The sequence below is a fragment of the Streptomyces sp. NPDC031379 genome (assembly GCF_055569615.1).
In genome coordinates this window covers 140,328-162,132 of record NZ_JBVIIT010000018.1, presented here as the reverse complement: position 1 = coordinate 162,132, position 21,805 = coordinate 140,328, and the positions used below count along the sequence as shown (strand labels likewise).

Annotated in this window: 25 protein-coding genes; 19 read left to right on the top strand and 6 right to left on the bottom strand. The window is 71.2% G+C overall.

Annotation, left to right across the window (positions count from 1 at the left end; all coding sequences use genetic code 11):
• Window positions 1-14 precede the first annotated feature (14 nt).
• Entirely contained in the window at window positions 15-830 is an 816-nt protein-coding gene (locus tag ACZ5CW_RS25520; RefSeq protein ID WP_468605141.1) for an AAC(3) family N-acetyltransferase, read from the bottom strand.
• 183 nt (window positions 831-1,013) lie between these two features.
• Here ACZ5CW_RS25520 and ACZ5CW_RS25515 point away from each other — a divergent pair, with 183 nt between their 5' ends.
• Genes ACZ5CW_RS25515 through ACZ5CW_RS25480 form a run of 8 tightly spaced genes read left to right on the top strand, consistent with a single transcriptional unit; the run spans window position 1,014 to window position 7,565 of the window.
• The gene (locus ACZ5CW_RS25515) at window positions 1,014-1,748 is read left to right on the top strand and encodes a helix-turn-helix transcriptional regulator (protein ID WP_468605139.1); all 735 of its coding nucleotides are present in this window, start codon (window positions 1,014-1,016) and stop codon (window positions 1,746-1,748) included.
• Entirely contained in the window at window positions 1,745-3,169 is a 1,425-nt protein-coding gene (gene sufB / locus ACZ5CW_RS25510) for a Fe-S cluster assembly protein SufB (protein WP_030049080.1), read from the top strand. Before ACZ5CW_RS25515 ends, sufB begins: the two co-directional genes overlap by 4 nt.
• A gap of 59 nt (window positions 3,170-3,228) precedes the next feature.
• Window positions 3,229-4,413, top strand: coding sequence for a Fe-S cluster assembly protein SufD (gene sufD / locus ACZ5CW_RS25505; RefSeq protein WP_468605136.1), 1,185 nt, complete (start codon window positions 3,229-3,231; stop codon window positions 4,411-4,413).
• Window positions 4,410-4,727 (top strand): non-heme iron oxygenase ferredoxin subunit, encoded by a 318-nt coding sequence (locus tag ACZ5CW_RS25500; RefSeq protein WP_468605134.1) that lies wholly within the window; start codon window positions 4,410-4,412, stop codon window positions 4,725-4,727. Before sufD ends, ACZ5CW_RS25500 begins: the two co-directional genes overlap by 4 nt.
• Window positions 4,728-4,734: 7 nt before the next feature.
• The gene (gene sufC / locus ACZ5CW_RS25495; protein ID WP_208031586.1) at window positions 4,735-5,499 is read left to right on the top strand and encodes a Fe-S cluster assembly ATPase SufC; all 765 of its coding nucleotides are present in this window, start codon (window positions 4,735-4,737) and stop codon (window positions 5,497-5,499) included.
• Window positions 5,496-6,752 carry a cysteine desulfurase gene (locus ACZ5CW_RS25490; protein WP_468605132.1) on the top strand — a complete coding sequence of 419 codons (1,257 nt, stop codon included), beginning with the start codon at window positions 5,496-5,498 and terminating at the stop codon, window positions 6,750-6,752. The genes sufC and ACZ5CW_RS25490 overlap by 4 nt, the downstream gene beginning before the upstream one ends.
• Before the next feature lie 16 nt (window positions 6,753-6,768).
• Window positions 6,769-7,236, top strand: a complete 468-nt coding sequence (gene sufU, locus ACZ5CW_RS25485; protein ID WP_468605130.1) for a Fe-S cluster assembly sulfur transfer protein SufU — start codon at window positions 6,769-6,771, stop codon at window positions 7,234-7,236.
• Complete coding sequence (locus tag ACZ5CW_RS25480; RefSeq protein ID WP_031166063.1) at window positions 7,233-7,565, top strand: metal-sulfur cluster assembly factor; 333 nt, start codon at window positions 7,233-7,235, stop codon at window positions 7,563-7,565. Before sufU ends, ACZ5CW_RS25480 begins: the two co-directional genes overlap by 4 nt.
• Before the next feature lie 95 nt (window positions 7,566-7,660).
• Here ACZ5CW_RS25480 and ACZ5CW_RS25475 read toward each other — a convergent pair whose 3' ends face one another.
• The gene (locus ACZ5CW_RS25475; RefSeq protein WP_468605127.1) at window positions 7,661-8,467 is read right to left on the bottom strand and encodes an AbfB domain-containing protein; all 807 of its coding nucleotides are present in this window, start codon (window positions 8,465-8,467) and stop codon (window positions 7,661-7,663) included.
• A gap of 199 nt (window positions 8,468-8,666) precedes the next feature.
• On the opposite strand from ACZ5CW_RS25475, the gene ACZ5CW_RS25470 reads away from it, so the two are divergent.
• The 3 genes from ACZ5CW_RS25470 (at window position 8,667) to dapD (ending at window position 10,576) form a co-directional block, all read left to right on the top strand.
• Window positions 8,667-8,990 carry a DMT family transporter gene (locus tag ACZ5CW_RS25470; protein ID WP_468605125.1) on the top strand — a complete coding sequence of 108 codons (324 nt, stop codon included), beginning with the start codon at window positions 8,667-8,669 and terminating at the stop codon, window positions 8,988-8,990.
• Entirely contained in the window at window positions 8,990-9,526 is a 537-nt protein-coding gene (locus tag ACZ5CW_RS25465; protein ID WP_468605123.1) for a TetR/AcrR family transcriptional regulator, read from the top strand. Before ACZ5CW_RS25470 ends, ACZ5CW_RS25465 begins: the two co-directional genes overlap by 1 nt.
• Before the next feature lie 63 nt (window positions 9,527-9,589).
• Window positions 9,590-10,576 (top strand): 2,3,4,5-tetrahydropyridine-2,6-dicarboxylate N-succinyltransferase, encoded by a 987-nt coding sequence (gene dapD, locus ACZ5CW_RS25460; protein WP_468605121.1) that lies wholly within the window; start codon window positions 9,590-9,592, stop codon window positions 10,574-10,576.
• Between the two features lie 29 nt (window positions 10,577-10,605).
• Here the strand turns inward: dapD and ACZ5CW_RS25455 are convergent, their stop codons facing one another.
• The 3 genes from ACZ5CW_RS25455 to dapA form a co-directional block, all read right to left on the bottom strand.
• Window positions 10,606-10,896 (bottom strand): CPCC family cysteine-rich protein, encoded by a 291-nt coding sequence (locus ACZ5CW_RS25455; RefSeq protein WP_468605119.1) that lies wholly within the window; start codon window positions 10,894-10,896, stop codon window positions 10,606-10,608.
• Window positions 10,897-10,948: 52 nt separating this feature from the next.
• Window positions 10,949-11,461, bottom strand: a complete 513-nt coding sequence (locus tag ACZ5CW_RS25450; protein WP_468605117.1) for an HAD domain-containing protein — start codon at window positions 11,459-11,461, stop codon at window positions 10,949-10,951.
• Window positions 11,462-11,601: 140 nt separating this feature from the next.
• Entirely contained in the window at window positions 11,602-12,519 is a 918-nt protein-coding gene (gene dapA / locus ACZ5CW_RS25445; protein WP_468605115.1) for a 4-hydroxy-tetrahydrodipicolinate synthase, read from the bottom strand.
• Window positions 12,520-12,687: 168 nt separating this feature from the next.
• Between dapA and ACZ5CW_RS25440 the strand changes: the two genes are divergently transcribed.
• The 6 genes from ACZ5CW_RS25440 (at window position 12,688) to ACZ5CW_RS25415 (ending at window position 15,973) form a co-directional block, all read left to right on the top strand.
• Window positions 12,688-12,840 carry a hypothetical protein gene (locus tag ACZ5CW_RS25440; RefSeq protein ID WP_468605113.1) on the top strand — a complete coding sequence of 51 codons (153 nt, stop codon included), beginning with the start codon at window positions 12,688-12,690 and terminating at the stop codon, window positions 12,838-12,840.
• Window positions 12,837-13,532 (top strand): hypothetical protein, encoded by a 696-nt coding sequence (locus tag ACZ5CW_RS25435; RefSeq protein ID WP_468605111.1) that lies wholly within the window; start codon window positions 12,837-12,839, stop codon window positions 13,530-13,532. The genes ACZ5CW_RS25440 and ACZ5CW_RS25435 overlap by 4 nt, the downstream gene beginning before the upstream one ends.
• A 53-nt stretch (window positions 13,533-13,585) precedes the next feature.
• Window positions 13,586-14,005 carry a phage holin family protein gene (locus tag ACZ5CW_RS25430; RefSeq protein ID WP_468605109.1) on the top strand — a complete coding sequence of 140 codons (420 nt, stop codon included), beginning with the start codon at window positions 13,586-13,588 and terminating at the stop codon, window positions 14,003-14,005.
• On the top strand, window positions 14,002-14,526 hold the full coding sequence (locus tag ACZ5CW_RS25425; RefSeq protein WP_468605107.1) for a DUF3618 domain-containing protein: 525 nt from the start codon (window positions 14,002-14,004) through the stop codon (window positions 14,524-14,526). Before ACZ5CW_RS25430 ends, ACZ5CW_RS25425 begins: the two co-directional genes overlap by 4 nt.
• Window positions 14,527-14,619: 93 nt before the next feature.
• On the top strand, window positions 14,620-15,222 hold the full coding sequence (locus ACZ5CW_RS25420; RefSeq protein WP_468605105.1) for an ArsR/SmtB family transcription factor: 603 nt from the start codon (window positions 14,620-14,622) through the stop codon (window positions 15,220-15,222).
• Window positions 15,223-15,235: 13 nt separating this feature from the next.
• Window positions 15,236-15,973 carry an SRPBCC family protein gene (locus ACZ5CW_RS25415; protein WP_468605103.1) on the top strand — a complete coding sequence of 246 codons (738 nt, stop codon included), beginning with the start codon at window positions 15,236-15,238 and terminating at the stop codon, window positions 15,971-15,973.
• A gap of 19 nt (window positions 15,974-15,992) precedes the next feature.
• On the opposite strand, the gene ACZ5CW_RS25410 is transcribed toward ACZ5CW_RS25415, so the two are convergent.
• Window positions 15,993-17,819 (bottom strand): endonuclease/exonuclease/phosphatase family protein, encoded by a 1,827-nt coding sequence (locus ACZ5CW_RS25410; RefSeq protein WP_468605101.1) that lies wholly within the window; start codon window positions 17,817-17,819, stop codon window positions 15,993-15,995.
• A gap of 265 nt (window positions 17,820-18,084) precedes the next feature.
• Here ACZ5CW_RS25410 and ACZ5CW_RS25405 point away from each other — a divergent pair, with 265 nt between their 5' ends.
• Window positions 18,085-19,512 carry a hypothetical protein gene (locus ACZ5CW_RS25405; RefSeq protein ID WP_468605099.1) on the top strand — a complete coding sequence of 476 codons (1,428 nt, stop codon included), beginning with the start codon at window positions 18,085-18,087 and terminating at the stop codon, window positions 19,510-19,512.
• Between the two features lie 564 nt (window positions 19,513-20,076).
• Entirely contained in the window at window positions 20,077-21,528 is a 1,452-nt protein-coding gene (locus tag ACZ5CW_RS25400; protein ID WP_468605097.1) for an alkaline phosphatase PhoX, read from the top strand.
• The last annotated feature ends 277 nt before the right edge of the window (window positions 21,529-21,805 follow it).

Genomic DNA, 21,805 nt, shown 5'->3' with positions numbered 1-21,805 from the left:
AGACCGCTTGCCGTTCAGGCGGCCGGGTGCGGGAACTCCTCCTCACGGGGACGGTGCAGCGGCAGCCACCGCTCGGCGTAGGCCACCGCGTCCGCCACCGGGAACAGCCGTACGTCCGCCGCGCCGACCTTCCCGCGGACGACGGGCCGGTCCCGTTCGAAGTCGTGGCCCAGCTCGTCGAAGCGGTCGGAGGTGATGGAGACCTCGACGACCGTCTCCCAGCCGCCGCCGGGCGCCGGTCGTCCGACTTCGACGCGGGGCGCCGGTATCCGGTACTCGGCCAGGTGGAAGCTGGTGCAGGCGTCGTAGCCCGCGCCGAGCAGCAGCACCCGGGCGCCCAGCTGCTCCAGCCGGGCCAGCGGGCTGCGCTCGCCGAGCCGGCAGTCGGGCGCGTGGCCGTCGGTGATCTCCTTCGCGTGCGGGCCGACGGCCGCGAAGGAGGTCTGCGGATGCGCGCTGCGCAGGGCGCCGGGCCAGGTCCGCACGGTCTCGGGGATCACGCCCACCGCGCGCGTGGGCGTGATCAGCGGGTCGTACGGGGGCATGGTGGCCCGGATCCGGTCCCACCACTCCTCGGGCACCGGCGGGTTTCCCCACAGGGCGGGGTCGGACTGGTCACTGGTCTGGGTGGGGACGACGAGCGTGCCGGAGGGGCCGAGCGCGTCGAGGATGCCCTGGACGACGGCGACGGCTCCTCCGTTGACCCAGCCGAGGGAACGGAGCGAAGAATGCACGAAGAGGATCTCGCCGGTCTCGGCACCGAGCAGGCGCAGCTGCGCGGCCACGGTGTCCCGAGTGACAAGAGGGCCGGTCGGAGGGGGTGTGGGCATGGTTGGGGAGTCTTCCCGAAGGGGGGGCGCGGCGCCATCCGTTTGACCTCGCGAGCGCCGGCGATGATCGATCAGAAGATCGTTTCCGCAGGTCAGATTAGGTATGCCTAAGTGACGCAGGGCACCGTCCAGTGATCCGGACGGCGCTTGTCAGTCTCTGAGGAATTACGCAACAATGGCGTTGTGAAAAACGTCGGCGAGGCTCGGGAGACCCCGGTGGGGGCCCCTCAGGAGGAACTCGCGACCGGGGAGCGCTCGACGCGCAACCGGGTCGCGCGGTCGATCCTGGACCACGGCCCGTCGACCGTCGCCGAACTCGCCGGCAGGCTGGGCCTGACCCAGGCCGCCGTCCGGCGCCACCTGGACGCGCTGGTCGCCGACGACGTCGTGGAGGCCCGCGAGCAGCGGGTGTACGGCACGCGCACGCGCGGCCGTCCCGCGAAGGTCTTCGCGCTCACCGACTGCGGCCGGGACGCCTTCGACCAGTCGTACGACAAGCTGGCCGCGGACGCCCTGCGCTGGATCGCCGAGCGCGAGGGCGGGCCGGAGGCGGTCGCCGCCTTCGCCCGTGCCCGGATCGCCTCCCAGGCGAGCGCGTACCGCGAGGCGATCGAGAGCGTGAGCCCCGACAGGCGCGCCGAAGCACTGGCCAAGGCCCTGAGTGCCGACGGGTACGCTGCTACGGCGCGCAGCGCACCGGTCGGCGAGCAGCTGTGCCAGCACCACTGCCCGGTCGCCCATGTCGCGGAACAGTTCCCGCAGCTGTGCGAGGCGGAGACGGAGATCTTCGCCGAGCTGCTCGGAACCCACGTCCAGCGCCTGGCGACCATCGCGCACGGCGACGGCGTCTGCACGACGTTCATCCCCAAGATTTCCACTGACGCACCTGCAAGCACGGCCGGGAGGAACCCCGCATGACTCTCCCCATCGAGGAGACTGCCCACCCTGAGCTCGAGGGTCTGGGTAAGTACGAATACGGCTGGGCCGACTCCGACGAAGCCGGCGCCTCTGCGAAGCGCGGTCTGAGCGAGGATGTCGTCAAGGACATCTCCGCGAAGAAGTCCGAGCCGGAGTGGATGACCAAGCTTCGTCTCAAGGGCCTGCGTCTGTTCGACAAGAAGCCCATGCCGAACTGGGGCTCGGACCTTTCCGGTATCGACTTCGACAACATCAAGTACTTCGTACGCTCCACGGAGAAGCAGGCGGAGTCCTGGGAGGACCTGCCCGAGGACATCAAGAACACGTACGACAAGCTCGGCATCCCGGAGGCGGAGAAGCAGCGCCTCGTCGCCGGTGTCGCGGCCCAGTACGAGTCCGAGGTCGTCTACCACCAGATCCGCGAGGACCTGGAGGAGCAGGGCGTCATCTTCCTCGACACCGACACCGCGCTGAAGGAGCACCCGGAGCTCTTCAAGGAGTACTTCGGCACCGTCATCCCCGTCGGTGACAACAAGTTCGCCTCCCTGAACACCGCCGTGTGGTCGGGCGGCTCCTTCATCTACGTCCCGCCGGGCGTCCACGTGGAGATCCCGCTCCAGGCCTACTTCCGTATCAACACGGAGAACATGGGCCAGTTCGAGCGGACGCTGATCATCGTCGACGAGGGTGCCTACGTGCACTACGTCGAGGGTTGCACGGCCCCGATCTACAAGTCGGACTCCCTGCACAGCGCGGTCGTCGAGATCATCGTCAAGAAGAACGCCCGCTGCCGCTACACGACCATCCAGAACTGGTCGAACAACGTCTACAACCTGGTCACCAAGCGCGCCGTCGCCTACGAGGGCGCGACCATGGAGTGGATCGACGGCAACATCGGCTCCAAGGTGACGATGAAGTACCCGGCCGTCTACCTGATGGGCGAGCACGCCAAGGGCGAGACCCTGTCCATCGCCTTCGCGGGCGAGGGGCAGCACCAGGACGCCGGCTCCAAGATGGTCCACATGGCGCCGAACACCTCCTCCAACATCGTCTCGAAGTCCGTGGCGCGCGGTGGCGGTCGTACCTCCTACCGCGGTCTCGTCGAGATCGGCGAGGGCGCCGCCGGTTCCAAGTCGAACGTGCTGTGCGACGCGCTGCTCGTCGACACCATCTCCCGCTCCGACACGTACCCCTACGTGGACGTCCGCGAGGACGACGTGTCCATGGGTCACGAGGCCACCGTCTCCAAGGTCTCCGAGGACCAGCTCTTCTACCTGATGAGCCGCGGTCTGAGCGAGTTCGAGGCGATGGCGATGATCGTGCGCGGCTTCGTCGAGCCCATCGCGAAGGAGCTGCCCATGGAGTACGCCCTCGAGCTGAACCGGCTGATCGAGCTGCAGATGGAAGGCGCGGTCGGCTAAGGCCCGCCCCGGACAGCAGCCCGCAATTTCTGACGTAGGAAGAGAGCAGACCGACAGCCATGGCTGAGGCTCAGAACATCCCCGTGGGGTCCACCACCGCGGGCCAGATCGCGGTGGCCGCCGAGTCGACCGTCGCCACGCGCATGAGCGCGCCCCCGTCCTTCGACGTGGCGGACTTCCCGGTCCCGCACGGCCGCGAGGAGGAGTGGCGGTTCACCCCCCTGGAGCGCCTGCGCGGGCTGCACGACGGCACCGCCGTCGCCACCGGCGAGGGCGTGAAGGTCGTGGTCGAGGCCCCCGAGGGCGTCACCGTCGAGACCGTCGAGCGTGGCGACGCCCGGATCGGCAAGGCGGGCACCCCGGTGGACCGCGTCGCCGCCCAGGCGTACTCGGCGTTCGAGAAGGCCGGCGTGGTCACCGTCCCCAAGGAGACGGTGCTCACCGAGCCCATCCGCATCGCCGTGCACGGCGAGGGCGGTGTCGCCTTCGGCCACCAGGTCATCGAGCTGGGCGCCTTCGCCGAGGCCGTCGTCGTCATCGACCACACCGGTGACGCGGTGCTCGCCGCCAACGTCGACTACATCCTGGGCGACGGCGCCAAGCTGACCGTCGTCTCGGTCCAGGACTGGGACGACAAGGCCGTGCACGTGGCCCAGCACAACGCCCTCATCGGGCGGGACGCCGGCTTCAAGTCGGTCGTGGTGACCTTCGGCGGCGACGTCGTACGGCTGCACCCGCGCGTCACCTACGCCGGCACCGGCGGCGAGGCCGAGCTGTTCGGGCTGTACTTCACGGACGCCGGTCAGCACCAGGAGCACCGCCTCCTGGTCGACCACAACGTCCCCCACTGCAAGTCCAACGTCGTCTACAAGGGCGCGCTGCAGGGCGAGTCGGCCCACGCCGTGTGGATCGGTGACGTGCTCATCGAGGCCAAGGCCGAGGGCACCGACACCTACGAGATGAACCGCAACCTGGTCCTCACGGACGGCGCGCGCGTCGACTCGGTACCGAACCTGGAGATCGAGACCGGCGAGATCGTCGGCGCCGGCCACGCCTCCGCCACCGGCCGCTTCGACGACGAGCAGCTCTTCTACCTCATGGCCCGCGGCATCCCGGAGCACGAGGCCCGCCGCCTGGTGGTCCGCGGCTTCTTCGCCGAGCTGGTCCAGCAGATCGGCGTCGCCGACATCGAGGAGCGCCTGCTCGCCAAGATCGAGGAGGAGCTGGAGGCTTCGGTCGCATGACCTTCGTACGCGCCTGTGGGCTGAGCGAGCTGGCGGAGGACACCCCGAAACGGGTGGAACTCGACGGCACACCGCTCTCGGTCGTCAAGACCGCGGGCGAGGTGTTCGCCATCTACGACATCTGCTCCCACGCGAACGTCTCCCTCTCCGAGGGCGAGGTGGAGGACTGTCAGATCGAGTGCTGGCTGCACGGCTCCTCCTTCGACCTCCGCACCGGCAAGCCGTCCGGCCTCCCCGCGACGCGCCCCGTCCCCGTATACCCCGTAAAGATCGAAGGGGACGACGTTCTCGTCTCCCTCACCCAGGAGTCCTGAGGCACCCATGGCAACGCTTGAAATCCGAGACCTGCACGTCACCGTCGAGGCCGACAACGCCACGAAGGAGATCCTCAAGGGCGTCGACCTCACCGTGAAGCAGGGCGAGACGCACGCCATCATGGGCCCCAACGGCTCCGGCAAGTCGACGCTCGCCTACTCGCTCGCGGGTCACCCGAAGTACACGATCACCGGCGGCACCGTGCTGCTCGACGGCGAGGACGTCCTGGAGATGTCCGTCGACGAGCGCGCCCGCGCGGGCCTGTTCCTGGCGATGCAGTACCCGGTCGAGGTCCCCGGCGTCTCGGTCTCCAACTTCCTGCGCACCTCCGCCACCGCCATCCGCGGCGAGGCCCCCAAGCTGCGCACCTGGGTGAAGGAGGTCAAGGAGGCCATGGAGCGCCTCAACATGGACCCGTCCTTCGCCGAGCGCAACGTCAACGAGGGCTTCTCCGGCGGTGAGAAGAAGCGCCACGAGATCCTCCAGCTCGAGCTGCTCAAGCCGAAGGTCGCGATCCTGGACGAGACCGACTCCGGCCTGGACGTCGACGCGCTCCGCATCGTCTCCGAGGGCGTCAACCGCGTCCGCGAGACCGGCGAGGTCGGCACCCTGCTGATCACGCACTACACGCGCATCCTGCGCTACATCAAGCCCGACTTCGTCCACGTCTTCTCCGCCGGCCGGATCGTGGAGTCCGGCGGCGCCGAACTCGCCGACAAGCTGGAGGACGAGGGCTACGAGGCATACACGAAGGGTGGCGCATCCGCGTGACACAGCTGCCGGGCCTCCTCGACACCGAGGCGATCCGCAAGGACTTCCCCGTCCTGGACCGACTGGTCCACGACGGCAAGAAGCTCGTGTACCTGGACAACGCGGCGACCTCCCAGAAGCCGCGCCAGGTGCTGGACGCCCTGAGCGAGTACTACGAGCGCTACAACGCCAACGTCCACCGCGGTGTGCATGTGCTCGCCGAGGAGGCCACGGCGCTGTACGAGGGCGCGCGCGACAAGGTCGCCGCGTTCATCAACGCGCCCAGCCGCGACGAGGTGATCTTCACCAAGAACGCCTCCGAGTCGCTGAACCTCGTGGCGAACATGCTGGGCTGGGCCGACGAGCCCTACCGGGTGGACCATGAGACCGAGATCGTCATCACGGAGATGGAGCACCACTCCAACATCGTGCCGTGGCAGCTGCTGGCGCAGCGCACGGGCGCGAAGCTGAAGTGGTTCGGCCTGGACGACGACGGCCGCCTGGACCTCTCCAACATCGACGAGATCATCACGGAGAAGACGAAGATCGTCTCCTTCGTGCTGGTGTCGAACATCCTGGGCACGGTCAACCCGGTCGAGGCGATAGTGCGCCGCGCGCAGGAAGTCGGCGCGCTGGTCTGCATCGACGCCTCCCAGGCCGCACCGCACATGCCGCTGGACGTACAGGCCCTCCAGGCCGATTTCGTGGCCTTCACCGGCCACAAGATGTGCGGCCCGACCGGCATCGGCGTCCTGTGGGGCCGCCAGGAGCTGCTGGAGGACCTGCCCCCGTTCCTGGGCGGCGGCGAGATGATCGAGACCGTCTCGATGCACTCCTCCACCTACGCCCCGGCGCCGCACAAGTTCGAGGCGGGCACGCCCCCGATCGCCCAGGCGGTCGGCCTGGGCGCGGCCATCGACTACCTCGAGTCGATCGGTATGGACAAGATCCTCGCCCACGAGCACGCGCTCACCGAGTACGCGGTGCGGAGGCTGAGCGAGGTCCCGGACCTGCGGATCATCGGCCCGTCCACGGCCGAGGACCGCGGCGCCGCGATCTCCTTCACGCTGGGCGACATCCACCCGCACGACGTGGGCCAGGTCCTCGACGAGCAGGGCATCGCGGTCCGCGTCGGTCACCACTGCGCGCGGCCCGTCTGCCTCCGCTACGGAATTCCTGCGACCACGCGAGCGTCGTTCTATCTGTACTCCACGCCCTCCGAGATCGACGCACTGGTCGAGGGGCTGGAGCACGTACGGAACTTCTTCGGCTGAGGGGCGTGCTGAAAAGGTGAAGCTGGACTCCATGTACCAGGAAGTCATCCTGGACCACTACAAGCACCCGCACGGGCGTGGTCTGAGGGATGGCGACGCCGAGGTGCACCATGTGAACCCGACGTGCGGCGACGAGATCACCCTTCGCGTGAAGTACGACGGCACGAAGATCGCGGATGTCTCGTACGACGGCCAGGGCTGCTCCATCAGCCAGGCCTCCGCATCCGTGCTGAACGAGCTGCTGGTCGGCAAGGACGTGACCGAGGCGCAGAAGATCCAGGAGACCTTCCTGGAGCTGATGCAGTCCAAGGGGCGGATCGAGCCGGACGACGCGATGGAGGAGATCCTGGAGGACGCGGTCGCGTTCGCCGGGGTCTCCAAGTACCCCGCCCGGGTCAAGTGCGCCCTCCTGAGCTGGATGGCGTGGAAGGACGCGACGGCCCAGGCGCTGGGTGGCGCCGACGCCGAAAGGAAGACGGCATGAGCGAGACCGCTGAGATGAAGCCGGCGTCGGAGGAAGAACTCCGCGAGGCGCTGTACGACGTCGTCGACCCCGAGCTGGGCATCGACGTCGTCAACCTCGGCCTGATCTACGGCATCCACATCGACGACGCGAACATCGCGACGATCGACATGACCCTGACGTCGGCGGCCTGCCCGCTGACGGACGTCATCGAGGACCAGGCCAAGTCCGCCACGGACGGCCTCGTCAACGAGCTGCGCATCAACTGGGTCTGGATGCCGCCGTGGGGACCCGACAAGATCACCGACGACGGCCGGGAGCAGCTTCGGGCGCTCGGGTTCAACGTCTGAGCCTGCGGCGGCCCAGCCGTCGGCAGTCCGGGAAACGGCCATACCCTCCGGGGTATGGCCGTTTCGCGTTGCGGTGAACGAATACGTCCCGCGGCTCAGCCCACTCCGTCCACCAGCAGGAACGCCGAGTCGGCCCGGTACAGGTCCGTGTCCTGGTAGGGGTCGAGTCTCAGCTGGAAGTTCTGGTGGCGCAGGAAGCGGCCGGGGTAGTTGACCGACTCCAGCATGGTCGCTCCGGTGAAGGAGGACGCGCGCGGGCAGAAGGTGGCGTCCTGCTCGAACAGGCGGGACCCGTCGTCGTGGTCGGCGCGCAGCAGGAAGTTCCGGTGGCGCAGATAGCCGCCGTCGGCCGTGGCGAACGAGAGGCACCGGGCGTCGGCAAGGCCCTTGACCAGGGTGAAGGTGGCGGCCCGGCGGGCGTCGGGGGAAGTGACCGGGTCGAGCCGCACGGAGGCGTCGCCGAGGTGCCAGTAGCGGTCGGGGTGGTTGAGGGAGCGGACGGAGCGTCGCTTCTCCGCGGGTTTCGGAGGCTTCGCGGCGTCCGGCGTCGATCGGCGCGGCGTGGGCTCGGGCCGGCCGGCGTGCGCGGCGGACGAGCCGGCGCCGGTGTGCGGCACCGGGGAGGACGGGACGGTGCCGCCCTTCGGGGGAGCGGTCCTGCCCGCCGACGGTGAGGCGAAGGAGAGCAGGCCGGGGCCGTCGTCCGCCGGCGTTCCGCTCGGGGCGGGGGCGGCCTCCCGCTCCGCGGCCGGGTCGTTCACGGCCGTTACGGCGACTCCGGCGGCGACGGCCGCGAGGGCCAGGACGCCGAACGGCCAGAGTCTTCGAGCACGGGTGGCCCGGGAGGGACGCCAGTCGTTCTCCCAGGGCTGCCGCGGGGGGTGGGGGGTGTTCTCAGGCATGCGTGGTCTCCGCCGCCGCCCGGGGGTCAGCCGGGGGCGTGAGGGTGAGGTGGGTGAATCGTGAAGGTCATGTGGTGCCGAGGGCCGCACATTAGTGGAGGCGGCGACCGCGCGGAGGCGTTTCGGTGAGCGCTTTCCACGAAAGGGAGACTTTCCCGTTGTGTACGGCTGTACACAGCCGTTGTGTACGCTCGTACACATGGGATACCTGTTGCTCGCCGGCGCCATCGGCGCCGAGGTCGCCGCCACGACGGCGATGAAGTACAGCGAGGGGTTCAGCAGGCTCTGGCCCTCCCTGGTGACGGCTCTGGGCTACCTCGTCTCCTTCGCGCTGCTGGCCCGGACGCTGAAGACCGTGCAGATCGGCACGGCGTACGCGATCTGGTCCGGCGTGGGCACCGCGGCCATCGCCGTCCTCGGCCTGCTGCTGTTCGGCGAGGGGCTCAACACGACCAAGGTGGCCGGGATCCTGCTGATCGTCGGCGGAGTGGTCGTCCTCAACCTGGGCGGAGCGACGCACTGATGCCCCGCCGGTACGACCCCGACCGGCGGCAGCGGATCATCGACGCGGCGATCCGCGTGGCCGGCCGGGACGGCATCGCCGGGCTCAGTCACCGCTCGGTCGCCGCCGAGGCCGACGTACCGCTCGGCTCCACGACGTACCACTTCGCCACCCTGGACGACCTGCTGGTGGCCGCCCTCCGCCAGGCCGACGAGGGGTTCGCCGGAGTCCTGGCCGCCAGCGGGGTGCTGGAGGACACCGACGGCGACCTCGCCACCGGTCTCGCCCGGGTCCTCGGGCAGTGGCTGGGCGGCGACCGGCCGGGCGTCGAGCTGGAGTACGAGCTGTATCTCGCGGCCCTGCGTCGCCCCGCCCTGCGGCCGGTGGCCGCCGCGTGGACCGAGGGGACGGCCGAGCGGCTGGCCGCCCGGGTCGATCCGGTGACCGCGCGGGCGCTGCCGGCGCTGATGGACGGGATCTGCCTCCAGGTGCTGCTCACGGGCGGTTCGTACGACGAGGAGTACGCCCGGGAGGTGCTGGCTCGGGTGATCCCCTGAAGCCGCGCCCGGCACGTGAGACACGGTTCGCTCCCGCACCCCGCCTCACGTTAGGTTTTCCCCATGACCGACTCTGCTTCCCGTACCACCGGCGCCGTGGCCGCCGGCCTCGCCACGATCGCCTCCGACGGCACCGTTCTCGACACCTGGTTCCCGGCCCCCGAGCTGGTCGCCGAGCCGGGCCCCGCCGGCACCGAGCGGCTGACCGCCGAGCGGGCGGCGGAGCTGCTGGGCGGCGGCGCGACCGCGGCGGTCGGCCCGGACAACCGCCGGGGTGTCGAGGTGGTCGCGGTCCGCACGGTCATCGCCTCGCTGGACGAGAAGCCGATCGACGCGCACGACGTCTACCTGCGCCTGCACCTGCTCTCGCACCGCCTGGTCAAGCCGCACGGCCAGAGCCTGGACGGCATCTTCGGCCACCTCGCCAACGTCGCCTGGACCTCGCTCGGCCCGGTCGCCGTCGACGACGTCGAGAAGGTGCGGCTGAACGCCCGCGCCGAGGGGCTGCACCTCCAGGTCACCTCGATCGACAAGTTCCCGCGCATGACGGACTACGTCGCCCCGAAGGGCGTCCGCATCGCCGACGCCGACCGGGTCCGGCTGGGCGCGCACCTCGCCGAGGGCACCACGGTCATGCACGAGGGCTTCGTCAACTTCAACGCGGGCACCCTCGGCACCTCCATGGTCGAGGGCCGGATCTCCGCCGGTGTCGTGGTCGGCAACGGCTCCGACATCGGCGGCGGTGCCTCCACCATGGGCACCCTGTCCGGCGGCGGCAACGTGATCATCTCCATCGGTGAGCGCTGCCTGATCGGCGCCGAGGCGGGCGTGGGCATCGCGCTCGGCGACGAGTGCGTGGTCGAGGCCGGCCTGTACGTCACCGCGGGCACCCAGGTCACCATGCCCGACGGCCAGATCGTCAAGGCCCGCGAGCTGAACGGCGCCTCCAACATCCTCTTCCGCCGCAACTCGGTCACCGGCAGGGTCGAGGCCCGCCCGAACAACGCGGTCTGGGGCGGCCTGAACGACATCCTGCACAGCCACAACTGACCGACGGCGGCCGCGAATCCGCGGCCGCCTCACCCCTCGGGGTGTTCGTCCGGCAGCGGAGCGCGTACGAACCGGGTACGTCGCTCGCTGCTGGCCCCCAGGGTGCGGAAGTTCCTTCTGGCTCCCGTGAGGCTCAGTGCGCCGTTGGGACCGCCTCGGATCCGGTCGGCGTCTTCGTCGTCCTGCCCGTCGTCCTCCCAGAAGCACACGGGGCAGATCTCGAAGCCGCCCCGCTCGTCGAGCGTCAGGAAGCCGCAGCACGGGCAGGGAAGGGGACCGTTCTCGGCGTGCCCGCGGGCGGTGGCGAACGAAGTGACCATCACGGCATCCTGCCCTGCGGCGCCGTCGGTCGCGAGCCGGTGGCCCGCTCCGTCATGCGGGCAGGCCGGGGGTGCCGGTCGCGAACTGCCTCAGCGCCGTGAAGTCGGCCGTGCGCAGTCCGCGCCGTGGGTCGACGTGGTGCAGCAGGGCCGGGCCGGGGTGACGGGCGGTCACGTAGACGGTGTCCGCCGGGCTCTGTTCGTCGTCCACCCAGGCGAACGGGCGGCCCTCGGCGTAGGCCACGATCGCCTCCGTCTTCCAGTGGACCCCGTCCGGGCGCTCGGCGAACAGGCCGGTGCCGAAGTCGATGTACGGCAGCTCGGGCAGGCCGACGAACGGGGCGATCCAGCGGTTGGCCTCGGCCATCCAGGAGGTCGCCCAGCACAGGTCGTAACCGAGGCCGAGCAGCGCCGGGCCGTGGGACGGGTTCAGCCAGACCCGCAGCGGGCGGCGGTGGTGCAGCGGCACCCGGATCGTCGTATAGCCCTCGGGCCGGCGCTCCGGCTGGGCCGCGTACGGATTGAGCGGGCCGTCGACGTCCAGGAACAGCAGGGGGCGGCTCACGGGGACACCGTACGGCAGGGGAGGTGTCGGGTCCCGGGGGACGGGGGCGTACCGGCCCCGCCCGCGCTGCTCGTGACCGGCCGCGTGCGGCCGTCCCGCTCATCGCCGGCAGGCCGGCGACCGGTGCCCGCCGCGCGTGATCAGACCGCGAGCGGGGCGTCCGCCACGAGCCGTTCGTACCCGGCCAGCAGTCCGTCGGCCGTATCCGGGCCGGCGGGCAGCAGGGGTGCGCGCACCGGGCCGGCGGGCAGGCCGAGGCGGGCCAGCAGGGCCTTCGCCGTGACCGTGCCCGGCAGCCCCGCGTCCATCATCGCCTCGATCAACGGCGTCATCCGCAGCTGGAGTTCCCTCGCCCGGGCGGTCTCGCCCGCGTCGAAGGCGTCCAGGATCGCCGCGACGTGGCCCGGTACGGCGTTGGCGACCGTGCTCACGCAGCCCGCCGCGCCGACCGCGTACAGCGCGAGCACATGCTCGTCACAGCCGGCGTAGTACGCCAACTCGGTGCGCTCCAGCACCTTCTGGGTGCCGAGGAAGTCGTAGGAGCAGTCCTTGACGGCCATGATCCGCGGGTGCTCCGCGAGGCGGATCATCGTGTCGGGTTCGATGCGGGTGCCGGTGCGGCCCGGGATGTCGTAGAGCATCACCGGAAGACCGCCCGCGTCGGCGACCTCCAGGAAGTGGGCGGCCACGGCCTCCTGGGGCGGCCGGCTGTAGTACGGCGTCACCACCAGGACGCCGTCGGCGCCCGCCTTCCGCGCCGCGAGGGCCAACTCGGCCGTGTGGCGGGTGTCGGACGTGCCCACGCCCGCGACCAGCGTGGCCCGGTCGCCGACGGCCTCCCTGACGGCCGCGACCAGCTCCGCCTTCTCCGTGTCCGAGGTGGTGGGCGACTCGCCCGTCGTGCCGTTGAGGACCAGGCCGTCGCAGCCCTCCGCCACCAGCCGCGCGGCCAGCCGCCCGGCACCGTCCAGGTCGAGGGTGCCCGCCTCGGTGAACGGCGTGATCATCGCGCAGAGGACGCGGCCGAAGGGCGGGGCGGGTGTGTGTGGGCTCGTCATGGGAGTAGTCTCGGCACAGCCCAGGTGAAGCTCTACTTAATTTTACTGCATGGTATTGCTAAGCATCCCTAATGCGAGAGGGGGGTGGCCGGAGTTCCTGTGTCCAATTCGGTCCCTCATGGGTCACTATGGCCGGAGGGTCACCGACGTCAGGTCATGGGAGGCGCCATGAAGCTGGGCAAGGCACTGGCCACCGGGGTCGCCGAGGAGCGGCCGCTCGTCCACGAAGAGGAGGCGCGGCTCGCCGGCCGGCTCCCCGAGGACACCGCCCGCACCGCACCGGCCGAAGGGGCCCGTGAAGAGGTCCCGGCCACCCGATGAGACTGCGGCTCCCGGCGGAACACCCGGCGGAGCCGCCGACCGGATACAAGATCGCCCACCCGCTGCTGTCCCAGGACGGCACCCGGACCGGGTTCACCGGCGTGTCGCTGGGCGGGGCACGGCCCTACGGGGTGCTGGACGACGCCTCCTGCGTCTACGGCCGAAGGCACCGCCCGCCCGCGCGGCTGTGCGACTGCGGCTTCCACTGCGTCCACGACCGCACGGCCGCCGAGGCCCTGCTGTGCGTCGCCGAGCACCGGGCCGCGGTGCTCCTCGAGGTCTCCGTGCTCGGCGCGTACATCCGCTTCGAGCGCGGTTTCCGCTACGCCCGGCAGCGGGTGCGCACGGCGACCGTGGGCGCCTGCGGCTGTGGAGCCGGTGCGGTCGGGCTGGCCGACGCCGGCTGGGGCAGACCCGCTTGGCGGGCCCTCGCGCCCGTCTGCGCGGGCTGTGTCCGCGGGCGCGTGTCCGTCTCCCTCGCGGGGTTCGCCCGGCTGGCCGGGGGAGGGCTGCGGGTGGTCGCGGGAGGCGGCGGCACGGCGGACCCGTCCGCGGAGTTGACGCCCGGCACCGATCTGGGCGTTCCCGAACTCGTCGCCGAGGCGGCCCTGTTGCAGGCACGTCTCGACTGCTTCCAGGCTCAACTCGCCCGCCTCGGCGAACGCGGGGGCGGGGGAGTGGAGCAGGGCTAAGGGTCTCCGGGCCGGGTACCCGGATGGTCCGTACAGAGAGGAGGCGGAACACCGTGACCGTGACCCCCCAGGCACGGCCCGCGGCCGACGGGCACCCCTCCACGGGCGAACTCGTCGGCCGGGCCACCGAGCAGTTCTCCCGGCTCCTGCGGCAGGAGGTCGCCCTCGCCAAGGAGGAGCTGACCGAGAAGGGGCGTCGTGCCGGACGCGGCGGCGGGCTGCTCGGTACCGCGGGCGCCGTCGGATACGTCGGGCTGATCGTCCTGGCCGGCGCCGCCACCGCTGCCCTCTCCCTGGCGCTGCCCGTGTGGGCGGCGGCACTGATCGTGGCCGCGGTCTTCTTCGCTGTGGCCGGCCTGCTGGCCGCGACCGGCCGCGCTCAGCTGCGCCGTGCCGCTCCACCCGCACCCGAGGAGGCCCTCGGCAGCGTCAGGGCGGACGTCGACGCGATCAGGGAAAGGGCACACCGATGAAGCACAGGACCCCGCACGGCTCGGGAGCCAAGGGCCCCGACGAGCTGCGGCAGCAGATCGAACACACCAGGAACCAACTCGGCGAGACCGTCGCGCAGTTGGTGGACAGGGCCGATGTGAAGGGCCGCGCCCGCGCCCGGGCCGCCGACCTGCGGGACAAGGCCGGCGCCATGACCGTCCAGCTGCGCGCGAGCGCCGCCCACGCGGGGCACACCGTGCAGGACCGGGCGGTCAAGACGGGACATGTCGTGCAGGACCGGGCGGTCAAGACGGGACATGTCGTGCAGGACCGGGCGGTCAGGACCGGACATGTCGTGCAGGACCGGGCGGCCCATGCCGGGCACGCCGTCCAGCACGGGGCCGCACGCGCGGGCCACGCCGTGGAGGGCGGCGTCCCGCAGCCGCTGCGCGGCGCGCTGCACAAGGGCATGCGCCACCCAGGGGTGATCATGGCCGTGGGTGTGCTGGGCGCGGCCGCCGTGACGGCCGGCATCGCCTGGCGCAGGCGGCGCCACCACTGACCGCGGGCACTCGGGACAAGGGCTCCGCATCACCCTCCCACCGAAAACTTCGTCCTCCTGGACAAGAAAAGTTTTCGGTGGGAGGGTGGACGCATGCTGGACGTGACCGTGATCGAGGACCCCGAGGCCGCGGCCGTATCGCTCGACCCGATACGCGCCCGGCTGCTCGCCGAGCTGGCCGCCGAACCGGCGTCGGCGGCGATGCTGGCCGGCAAGGTGGGACTGCCTCGGCAGAAGGTGAACTACCACCTGAAGGCGCTGGAGCGGCACGGCCTGGTCGAGCTGGCCGGGGAGCGCCGCAAGGGCAATGTCACCGAGCGGCTGATGCGCGCGACCGCCGCGTCGTACGTCATCTCACCGGCCGCCCTCCCCGCCGTGCAGCCGGACCCGGACCGCTTCCGCGACCAGCTCTCCGCGCGCTGGCTGCTCGCGCTCGGCGCCCGCCTGGTGCGGGACGTCGGGGCACTGATCACCGGCGCCACGAAGGCCCGGAAGCGGCTGGCGACCTACGCCCTGGACGGCGAGGTCCGCTTCGCCTCCGCCGCCGACCGCGCCGCCTTCGTGCAGGAGCTGACGGCGGGCGTGAGCGCGCTGATCCGCAAGTACGACGCACCCGGCGCCGAGGACGGCCGCGACCACCGGATCGTGGTCGCGCTGCATCCCACCGTCGAGGACCGGCCCACCATCGAGAGCTGACCAGGAGCCCGCCATGCCCGAGGAATTCGAGATCGTCCGCGAGTTCGAGGTCGACGTCCCGCCCGAGGAGGTGTGGGACGCGGTCACCACCGGCACCGGCGGCTATCTGTGGCCGATGGACCCGCCCGAGCCCCGGGAGGGCGGCAAGGGACCCTTCGGGTCGACCGTCGTCGCCTGGGACCCGCCCCACCGCTACACCAACCGCAGTGAGGACGTCGGCTTCCCGACCCAGTCGCTCAACCAGCTCGACTACACCATCGAGCCCCGCGACGAGGGCCGCCGTGCCTGGGTGCGCTACGTCCACAGCGGCATCTTCACCGACGACTGGAACAACCAGTACGACGGCGCGAGCAAGCACACCAACTTCTACCTGCACACCCTGTGCGAGTACCTCACGCACTTCGCGCCCCGCCCCGTCACCTTCGCTCAGCTGGAGGGGCCCGCGGCCTCGCGGAACACGCGGGCGCTCGCCGCCGTCGGCCGCGCGCTCGGCCTGGCCGACGACACGGCCGCGGGCACGAAGGTCAGCGCCCAGGGGCCCGGCGGGCGGACCCTGGACGCCGTACTCGACTACCGCAACCCGTACTTCATCGGGCTGCGCACCGACAGCGCCCTCATCCGGTTCTTCGGACGCGGCCACTGGGGCGCCCCGCTCGGCATCAGCGTGCACGACTTCGCGCCGGACGCCGATGCCCGGGCCGCGGAGACCGCCTGGCAGGACTGGCTGAACGGCGTGTTCGGCCAGTCCTGAGTCCGTCGGACGCCCGGACCTACGGGCGGAACCGCAGCACCTGCGGGTCGTGGTCGCTGACCTGGTCGTGGAACTCCGAGTTGATGTGCACGCTGTCGTACTCGAAGTCGCAGCCGCGCCGGATCGCCGGGCTGACCAGGATCTGGTCCAGGACCTGCTGGTTGCCCTGGTAGTCGTAGGTGTAACGCTCGCTCCTGGGCAGCGACTTGATCGCCGACCACAGCTCGCCGTCACCCTCGAGGATCTTCGCGGTCCCGGAGAACTCGAAGTCGTTCATGTCGCCGAGCGCGATGACGTCCGCGTTCTTCTGGACGTCCAGGACGTCCTCGACGAACGCGTGCACCGCGGTCGCCTGCGCGTGGCGCTGGATCTCGGAGCTGCGCACCGGCGGCTGGTACTGCGAGGTCAGGCCCTGGTCGCCGCCCTTGGAGTTGAGGTGGTTGGCGATCACGATGACCGTCTTCCCGCGGAAGACGAACTCACCGGCCAGCGGCTTGCGGCTGTTCGCCCAGGCCGCGTTCGCCGGGTCGATCCGGCCCGGGGAGGCCGTCAGCTGCGCCTTGCCGTGCACCTTGGTGACGCCGACGGCGGTGGTCGAGTCGCCGCCCGCGCGGTCCGTGAAGGACACCCGCTCCGGGTTGAACAGGAACACCTGGCGGATGTTGCCGCCCGGCTCGCCGCCGTCCTGGTCGTTGACCGGGTCGATCGACCGCCAGTCGTACTTCGGGCCGCCCGCCGCGACGATCGCGTCGATCAGCTTGGTCACGGTCCGGCTCGCGCCGACGGTGCCGTCGTCCTTGGCGCCGTTGTCGTCCTGGATCTCCTCCAGGGACACGATGTCCGGCGACTGCAGGTTGTTCACGATCGCGGCGGCGTGCCGGTCGAAGGTGGCGTCCGCCGGGTCGAGGTTCTCGACGTTGTAGGTCGCCACCGCCAGCTCGCGACTCGACTGCTTCTGCGTCGTCTCGCGCTCCAGGCCGCCGCTCTTCAGCGTGCCGAGCGTGCTCGCGACCAGCGTGTAGCCGCCGAACTGGTTGAAGTCCAGCGGGCCGGTGGTGGCTCCGGTGAGCGTGTCACCCACGTTCGCCTTCGGGAAGTCGGCGGTCGAGCCCAGCGACTGGATCTGCAGCCGGCCGGTGTTCTGGGAGTCGTAGGCGCCGTAGACCGTGCCGCCGCGGCGGTTGCGGTGCTCCCACGGCTTCACCGTGACCCACAGCTCGCTGTACGGGTCGGTCGCGGTGACCACGCGGGCGTCGGCGACCTGGACGTTCATGCCCTCCAGGGACTCGTAGCGGTCCAGGGCGTAGGCCGACGGGTCCAGGGCGAGGCCGTTGACCGAGCCGTTCGCGGCCGCGTCGCCGGCGGGGGCGTACGCGTCCGGGACCGAGTCCTCGTCGACGACGACCGGGGCCGGGACCGGGTTGCCGGCGGACACGGTGGTGACCGTCGGCTTGGTGATCTCGGTCAGCGACTGGTTGCCGGAGGACGCGCCGCCCGGCACGTACTCGGAGACCGTGCCGGTGACCGTGACCGAGTCGCCCACCGCGACCTTCGGCGTGGAGCTGGTGAAGACGAACACGCCTTCACTGGTGGCCGGGTTGTCGTCCGGGGTCGGGTCCTGCAGCCAGAACCCCTTGGAGGAGCCGTAGGTGCGCGTGGCCGTGACGATGCCCGGCACGTCCGTCACCTTCTGGCCGGCGAACGGCGATATGCGGGTGGTGCCCTGGACATCGTGGACGCGCACCGAGTCGGCGTGCGCGGGGGACGTGAGGACGACGGCGGACGCCGCGCTGCAGGCGGCGGCGACGGTGAGCGCGGCGAGGCGCGCGGAAGACCTGCTCGGCAAGGGTTCCCTCCGGGGACGTGCGTGAGCGCCGGGACGAGGGTGGAACGGGAGCGTGTGGGGCTCGTGGCCCTCTGTGACACGCGTAGAGCCGAGTGAACAGTTGTCCCCCCAACTTCTACGCGCGTCAATCTCCTGCCTGGTGCCGGGAGTTGTCAAGGTTTCGGCCATGTACGGCGGCCGGCCGGGAGATGAACCGGGCGGCATGGGTGGAAATCCGTCTAGGCTGAGCGGCTGAGTCCGTTCACGGTCCTAGGAGAACCAGCCGATGTCAGACAGCTCCCCCCTGCCGCCCGTACGGCTGCACCCCGAAGCGGAGCTGGCGCGCGCCGCGCTGTCCACGCCGTTGCTCTCCCGCGCCGCCCGCCTCGCCCGCTGGGCCGGACCCGAGACCCGCGTGGACGCCGGCGGCGGACTCGTCGAGGAACAGCTGCCGGCCGCCGCCGAACTGCTCGGCCTGAGCGGTGACGACGCGGCCGCCTACGCCGCCGAGGCCTGGCGGGTCGCCCTGGACGCCGGCCTGGTCGAGATCGTGGACGAGGAGGCCGGGACCGTCGCGGCCGGCGCGGACCTGGCGCGGCTCACCGGCGGCTCACCGCACGAGGTGCTCACCGTGTGGCTCGCCGCCCTGGAGACCGTCATCGCGGACGCGGGCGTGCCCGACCTGGACGGACTGGTCGACGCGCTGGACGAGGGCGGCGAGGTCGATTTCTCGTCACTCGACTGGGACCCGGAGGCCGAGGCGGAGTTCCTCGACGGCGTCCTCGGCAACCTCTACCTCCTCACCGTGAGTGAGGACGGCCCCGGCGCGGGCCCCGTCCCGCTGCCCGCCCTGGCCGCGTCGATGATCGTGCCCGACGACATGGGCGAACCCACCAACGACGTCCTGGAGCAGGTCTCCGACGCCATGATGCGGCTCGACGACCAGTTCCGGACGCTGGAGCCGATCGGCCTGGTGGAGTACCGGCCGGTGGACGAGGCGCTCATGGCGGACGCCGAGGAGGAGCCCGCCGCACCGGTCGACGACACCGACGTCTCGCGCTACGGCATGGTCCGGCTCACCCCGCTCGGCGCCTACGGGCTGCGGGCGCGACTGCTGGAGGCCGGCTTCGAGGCACCTGCCGTCGGCGAACTCGTCGACAAGGGCGCGGACGCGCTGCTCGACGGCACCGCCTCCTTCGGGCAGTCCGCCGCGCGTGCCGAGACCGAGCAGTGGCTCGCCCGGCGCGAACCCCTCACCTCGGCACAGGAGTTGCTCGCGGCGGCACGGGGCACGGACCCGGGGGCACCGCTGCGCAGGCTGCGCTGCCAGCAGGCGCTGTCGCTGGTGGGCCCGGAGGCCGAGCCCGCGCTGCGGGAGGTCCTCGAGGACCCTGAGCTGGGCGGCCTGGCCCGGGTGTGGCTGAGCGAGCGGGGAGCCGCCGGTGTGCCGGCGCCCTCGCAGGAGCTGGTCTTCTGGCTGACCATCGACACGGTTGCCGCGCAGCTCCAGGCCGAGGGGAACTCCGAGGAACTCCAGGCGCTGGTGGAGGGGCTGGCCGAGCAGCACAGCGGGTTCTTCTCCGCGGCCTGGCGGGTGGACCATCCCGCGACGGCCGACGTGCTGGAGGCGATGGGGCGGCTGCACCCGGACAAGAAGGTGGCGAAGGAGGCCCGGAAGGCCGCGTTCAAGGCGCGCTCCCAGCAAGGGGGTTGAGCGCCGGGTTCGGGCTGCGCCGGTACCGGGCTGTGCCGGATCGGGGCTGTGCGGGGTTTGGGCTGCGCCGGTTCCGGGCTGTGCCGGATCGGGGCTGTGCGGGGTTTGGGCTGCGCCGGTTCCGGGCTGTGCCGGATCGGGGCTGCGCCGGGTTCGGGCTGTGCCGGATCGGGGCTGTGCGGGGTTTGGGCTGCGCCGGGTTCGGGCTGCGCCGGATCGGGGCTGTGCGGGGTTTGGGCTGCGCCGGGTTCGGGCTGCGCCGGGTTCGGGCTGCGCCGGGTTTGGGCTGCGCTGCGGCTGGGGCTGCGCCGAGTTCGGCGCCGCCGGCTTCGCCGCCGTGGCCGAGTGCGCCGCGGCGGCGGAAGAGCACGCTCCACTCGGCTGGCCCGCCGGAATGATCCTGGCCGGTGCTTTTGCTGCCCGTGGGCCGGTGCATACGGGTTCATGGAAGAGGGGACCCGGCGGCCTCCAGGCGTTCAGCCCCCGTTCACGGACCGGCGGGAACGTGTGCGCCGAAACGAGGCCGCCACCCTCCACGGCACGCCCACCGTCACAGGAGACACCATGTCGCTCACCCGCAGGGACTTCGCCAGAACATCCGCGATCACCGGTGCCGGGGTCGCACTGGCGGGCAGCGTCGGCGCGCTCGCCACCGCGCCGAACGCCCTCGCGTCCACGGAGACCGACACCGAGACCACGGACGGAGCGTCGGCGCACGGCCACCACGGCGTCGGCTACGGCCCGCTGGTCCCCGACCCGGACGGCATCCTCGCCCTGCCCGCGGGCTTCACCTACCGGATCGTCACCTACAGCGGAAAGACCAAGCTGGACTCCGGCGAGTTCACCCCGTCCAACCACGACGGCACCGTCACCTTCGACGGCCCCCGCGGCACCACCCTCCTCGTCAACAACCACGAGCTGGCCGGCGCCCGCGCCCAGTGGCCGCACCCGGTACCGCTGACCGAGGGCCTCGTCTACGACCCGGCGGCGGCCGGCGGCTGCACCGTCGTCGAGGTCCGCCGCGGCGGCGAGGTCGCCGAGTGGGTGGGCATCGCGGGCACCGCCACCAACTGCGCGGGCGGCCGCACCCCGTGGGGCACCTGGCTGACCTGCGAGGAGACCGAGGACAAGGCCGGCAAGAACGGCTTCACCAAGGACCACGGCTACGTCTTCGAGGTCGACCCGGAGGACCGCCGGGCCAACCGGGACCCCAAGCCCGTCAAGGCGCTCGGCCGCTACGCCCACGAGGCCGTCGTCGTCGACCCCCGGCGCGGCCACCTCTACCTCACCGAGGACGCCTCCGGCCCCAACGGCCTGCTGTACCGCTGGACCCCGCCGGAGGACTTCCGCCACGGCCGCGGCAAGCTGCGCACCCTCGCCGACGACGCGGGCGTCCTGCAGGCCTTCAAGTGCTTCGACTCCGGCGGCAAGTTCGTCGACGACCTCTCCCGTGCCACGAAGACCGGCACCGTCTACGGCGTCGACTGGGTGGACGTCCCGGACCGCGACGCCAAGGCCGTCTCCGTGCGCAAGCAGTTCACCGCCGGCCAGGTCACCCGCGCCCGCAAGCTGGAGGGCATGTGGTGGGCCGACGGGGGCACCTACATCGTCTCCTCCTACGCCCGCGACGAAAGCCCCGTCCAGCACGACGGCCAGGTCTGGTTCTACGACCCCAAGCGCCGCACCCTGACCCTCAAGGTGCTGCTCGGCGTGAACCCCGACCCGGCCGAGGACGGGAACTTCGACGGCCCGGACAACATCACCGTCTCCCCGTACGGCGGCCTGGTCATCGCCGAGGACGGCGAGGGCGTCCAGCACCTGTTCGGCGCCACCGACAGCGGCCGCACCTACCCCATCGCCCGCAACGAGCTGAACCTCGGCACCGAAGAGGAGCCCGAGTACAGCGAGTTCACCGGCGTCACCTTCTCGCCCGACGGACGCACCCTCTTCGCCAACATCCAGGACCCCGGCATCATGCTCGCCATCACGGGGCCGTGGAAGCGGCAGAAGCGGTAGTTAATTCACTGGCCCGGCCCGCGGCCGTCCTCCTAGAGTGATGCACGTCCAGGTGCGACAGGCAGGACCTACTTCCACTCTTCATGGGGAGGCCGCGGGTTCGAGTCCCGCCACCGGCACGACAGGCCGGTGTAGCTCAGGGGACAGAGCACCATCGTCGGTTCCGCCGGCCTCGATCTCTGGACACCGAAAACTTCACGCACCTCCCGGTGCGAGGGCAACGGCTACTTCTTTCGCAAAGAGATTCCGCGCCGTTGCCGACCTGATCTCGGGAGGC

Bases quoted from the DNA above. Each gene is read 5' to 3' on its own strand.
- ACZ5CW_RS25425 (WP_468605107.1), top strand. From the start codon at position 14,002: ATGAAGCACAGGACCCCGCACGGCTCGGGAGCCAAGGGCCCCGACGAG.
- ACZ5CW_RS25420 (WP_468605105.1), top strand. From the start codon at position 14,620: ATGCTGGACGTGACCGTGATCGAGGACCCCGAGGCCGCGGCCGTATCG.
- ACZ5CW_RS25480 (WP_031166063.1), top strand. From the start codon at position 7,233: ATGAGCGAGACCGCTGAGATGAAGCCGGCGTCGGAGGAAGAACTCCGC.
- sufB (WP_030049080.1), top strand. From the start codon at position 1,745: ATGACTCTCCCCATCGAGGAGACTGCCCACCCTGAGCTCGAGGGTCTG.
- ACZ5CW_RS25435 (WP_468605111.1), top strand. From the start codon at position 12,837: ATGAGACTGCGGCTCCCGGCGGAACACCCGGCGGAGCCGCCGACCGGA.
- ACZ5CW_RS25475 (WP_468605127.1), bottom strand. From the start codon at position 8,467: ATGCCTGAGAACACCCCCCACCCCCCGCGGCAGCCCTGGGAGAACGAC.
- dapA (WP_468605115.1), bottom strand. From the start codon at position 12,519: ATGACGAGCCCACACACACCCGCCCCGCCCTTCGGCCGCGTCCTCTGC.
- ACZ5CW_RS25440 (WP_468605113.1), top strand. From the start codon at position 12,688: ATGAAGCTGGGCAAGGCACTGGCCACCGGGGTCGCCGAGGAGCGGCCG.
- ACZ5CW_RS25415 (WP_468605103.1), top strand. From the start codon at position 15,236: ATGCCCGAGGAATTCGAGATCGTCCGCGAGTTCGAGGTCGACGTCCCG.
- ACZ5CW_RS25520 (WP_468605141.1), bottom strand. From the start codon at position 830: ATGCCCACACCCCCTCCGACCGGCCCTCTTGTCACTCGGGACACCGTG.
- ACZ5CW_RS25500 (WP_468605134.1), top strand. From the start codon at position 4,410: ATGACCTTCGTACGCGCCTGTGGGCTGAGCGAGCTGGCGGAGGACACC.
- ACZ5CW_RS25470 (WP_468605125.1), top strand. From the start codon at position 8,667: ATGGGATACCTGTTGCTCGCCGGCGCCATCGGCGCCGAGGTCGCCGCC.
- sufD (WP_468605136.1), top strand. From the start codon at position 3,229: ATGGCTGAGGCTCAGAACATCCCCGTGGGGTCCACCACCGCGGGCCAG.
- dapD (WP_468605121.1), top strand. From the start codon at position 9,590: ATGACCGACTCTGCTTCCCGTACCACCGGCGCCGTGGCCGCCGGCCTC.
- ACZ5CW_RS25400 (WP_468605097.1), top strand. From the start codon at position 20,077: ATGTCGCTCACCCGCAGGGACTTCGCCAGAACATCCGCGATCACCGGT.
- ACZ5CW_RS25405 (WP_468605099.1), top strand. From the start codon at position 18,085: ATGTCAGACAGCTCCCCCCTGCCGCCCGTACGGCTGCACCCCGAAGCG.
- ACZ5CW_RS25465 (WP_468605123.1), top strand. From the start codon at position 8,990: ATGCCCCGCCGGTACGACCCCGACCGGCGGCAGCGGATCATCGACGCG.
- sufC (WP_208031586.1), top strand. From the start codon at position 4,735: ATGGCAACGCTTGAAATCCGAGACCTGCACGTCACCGTCGAGGCCGAC.
- ACZ5CW_RS25455 (WP_468605119.1), bottom strand. From the start codon at position 10,896: ATGGTCACTTCGTTCGCCACCGCCCGCGGGCACGCCGAGAACGGTCCC.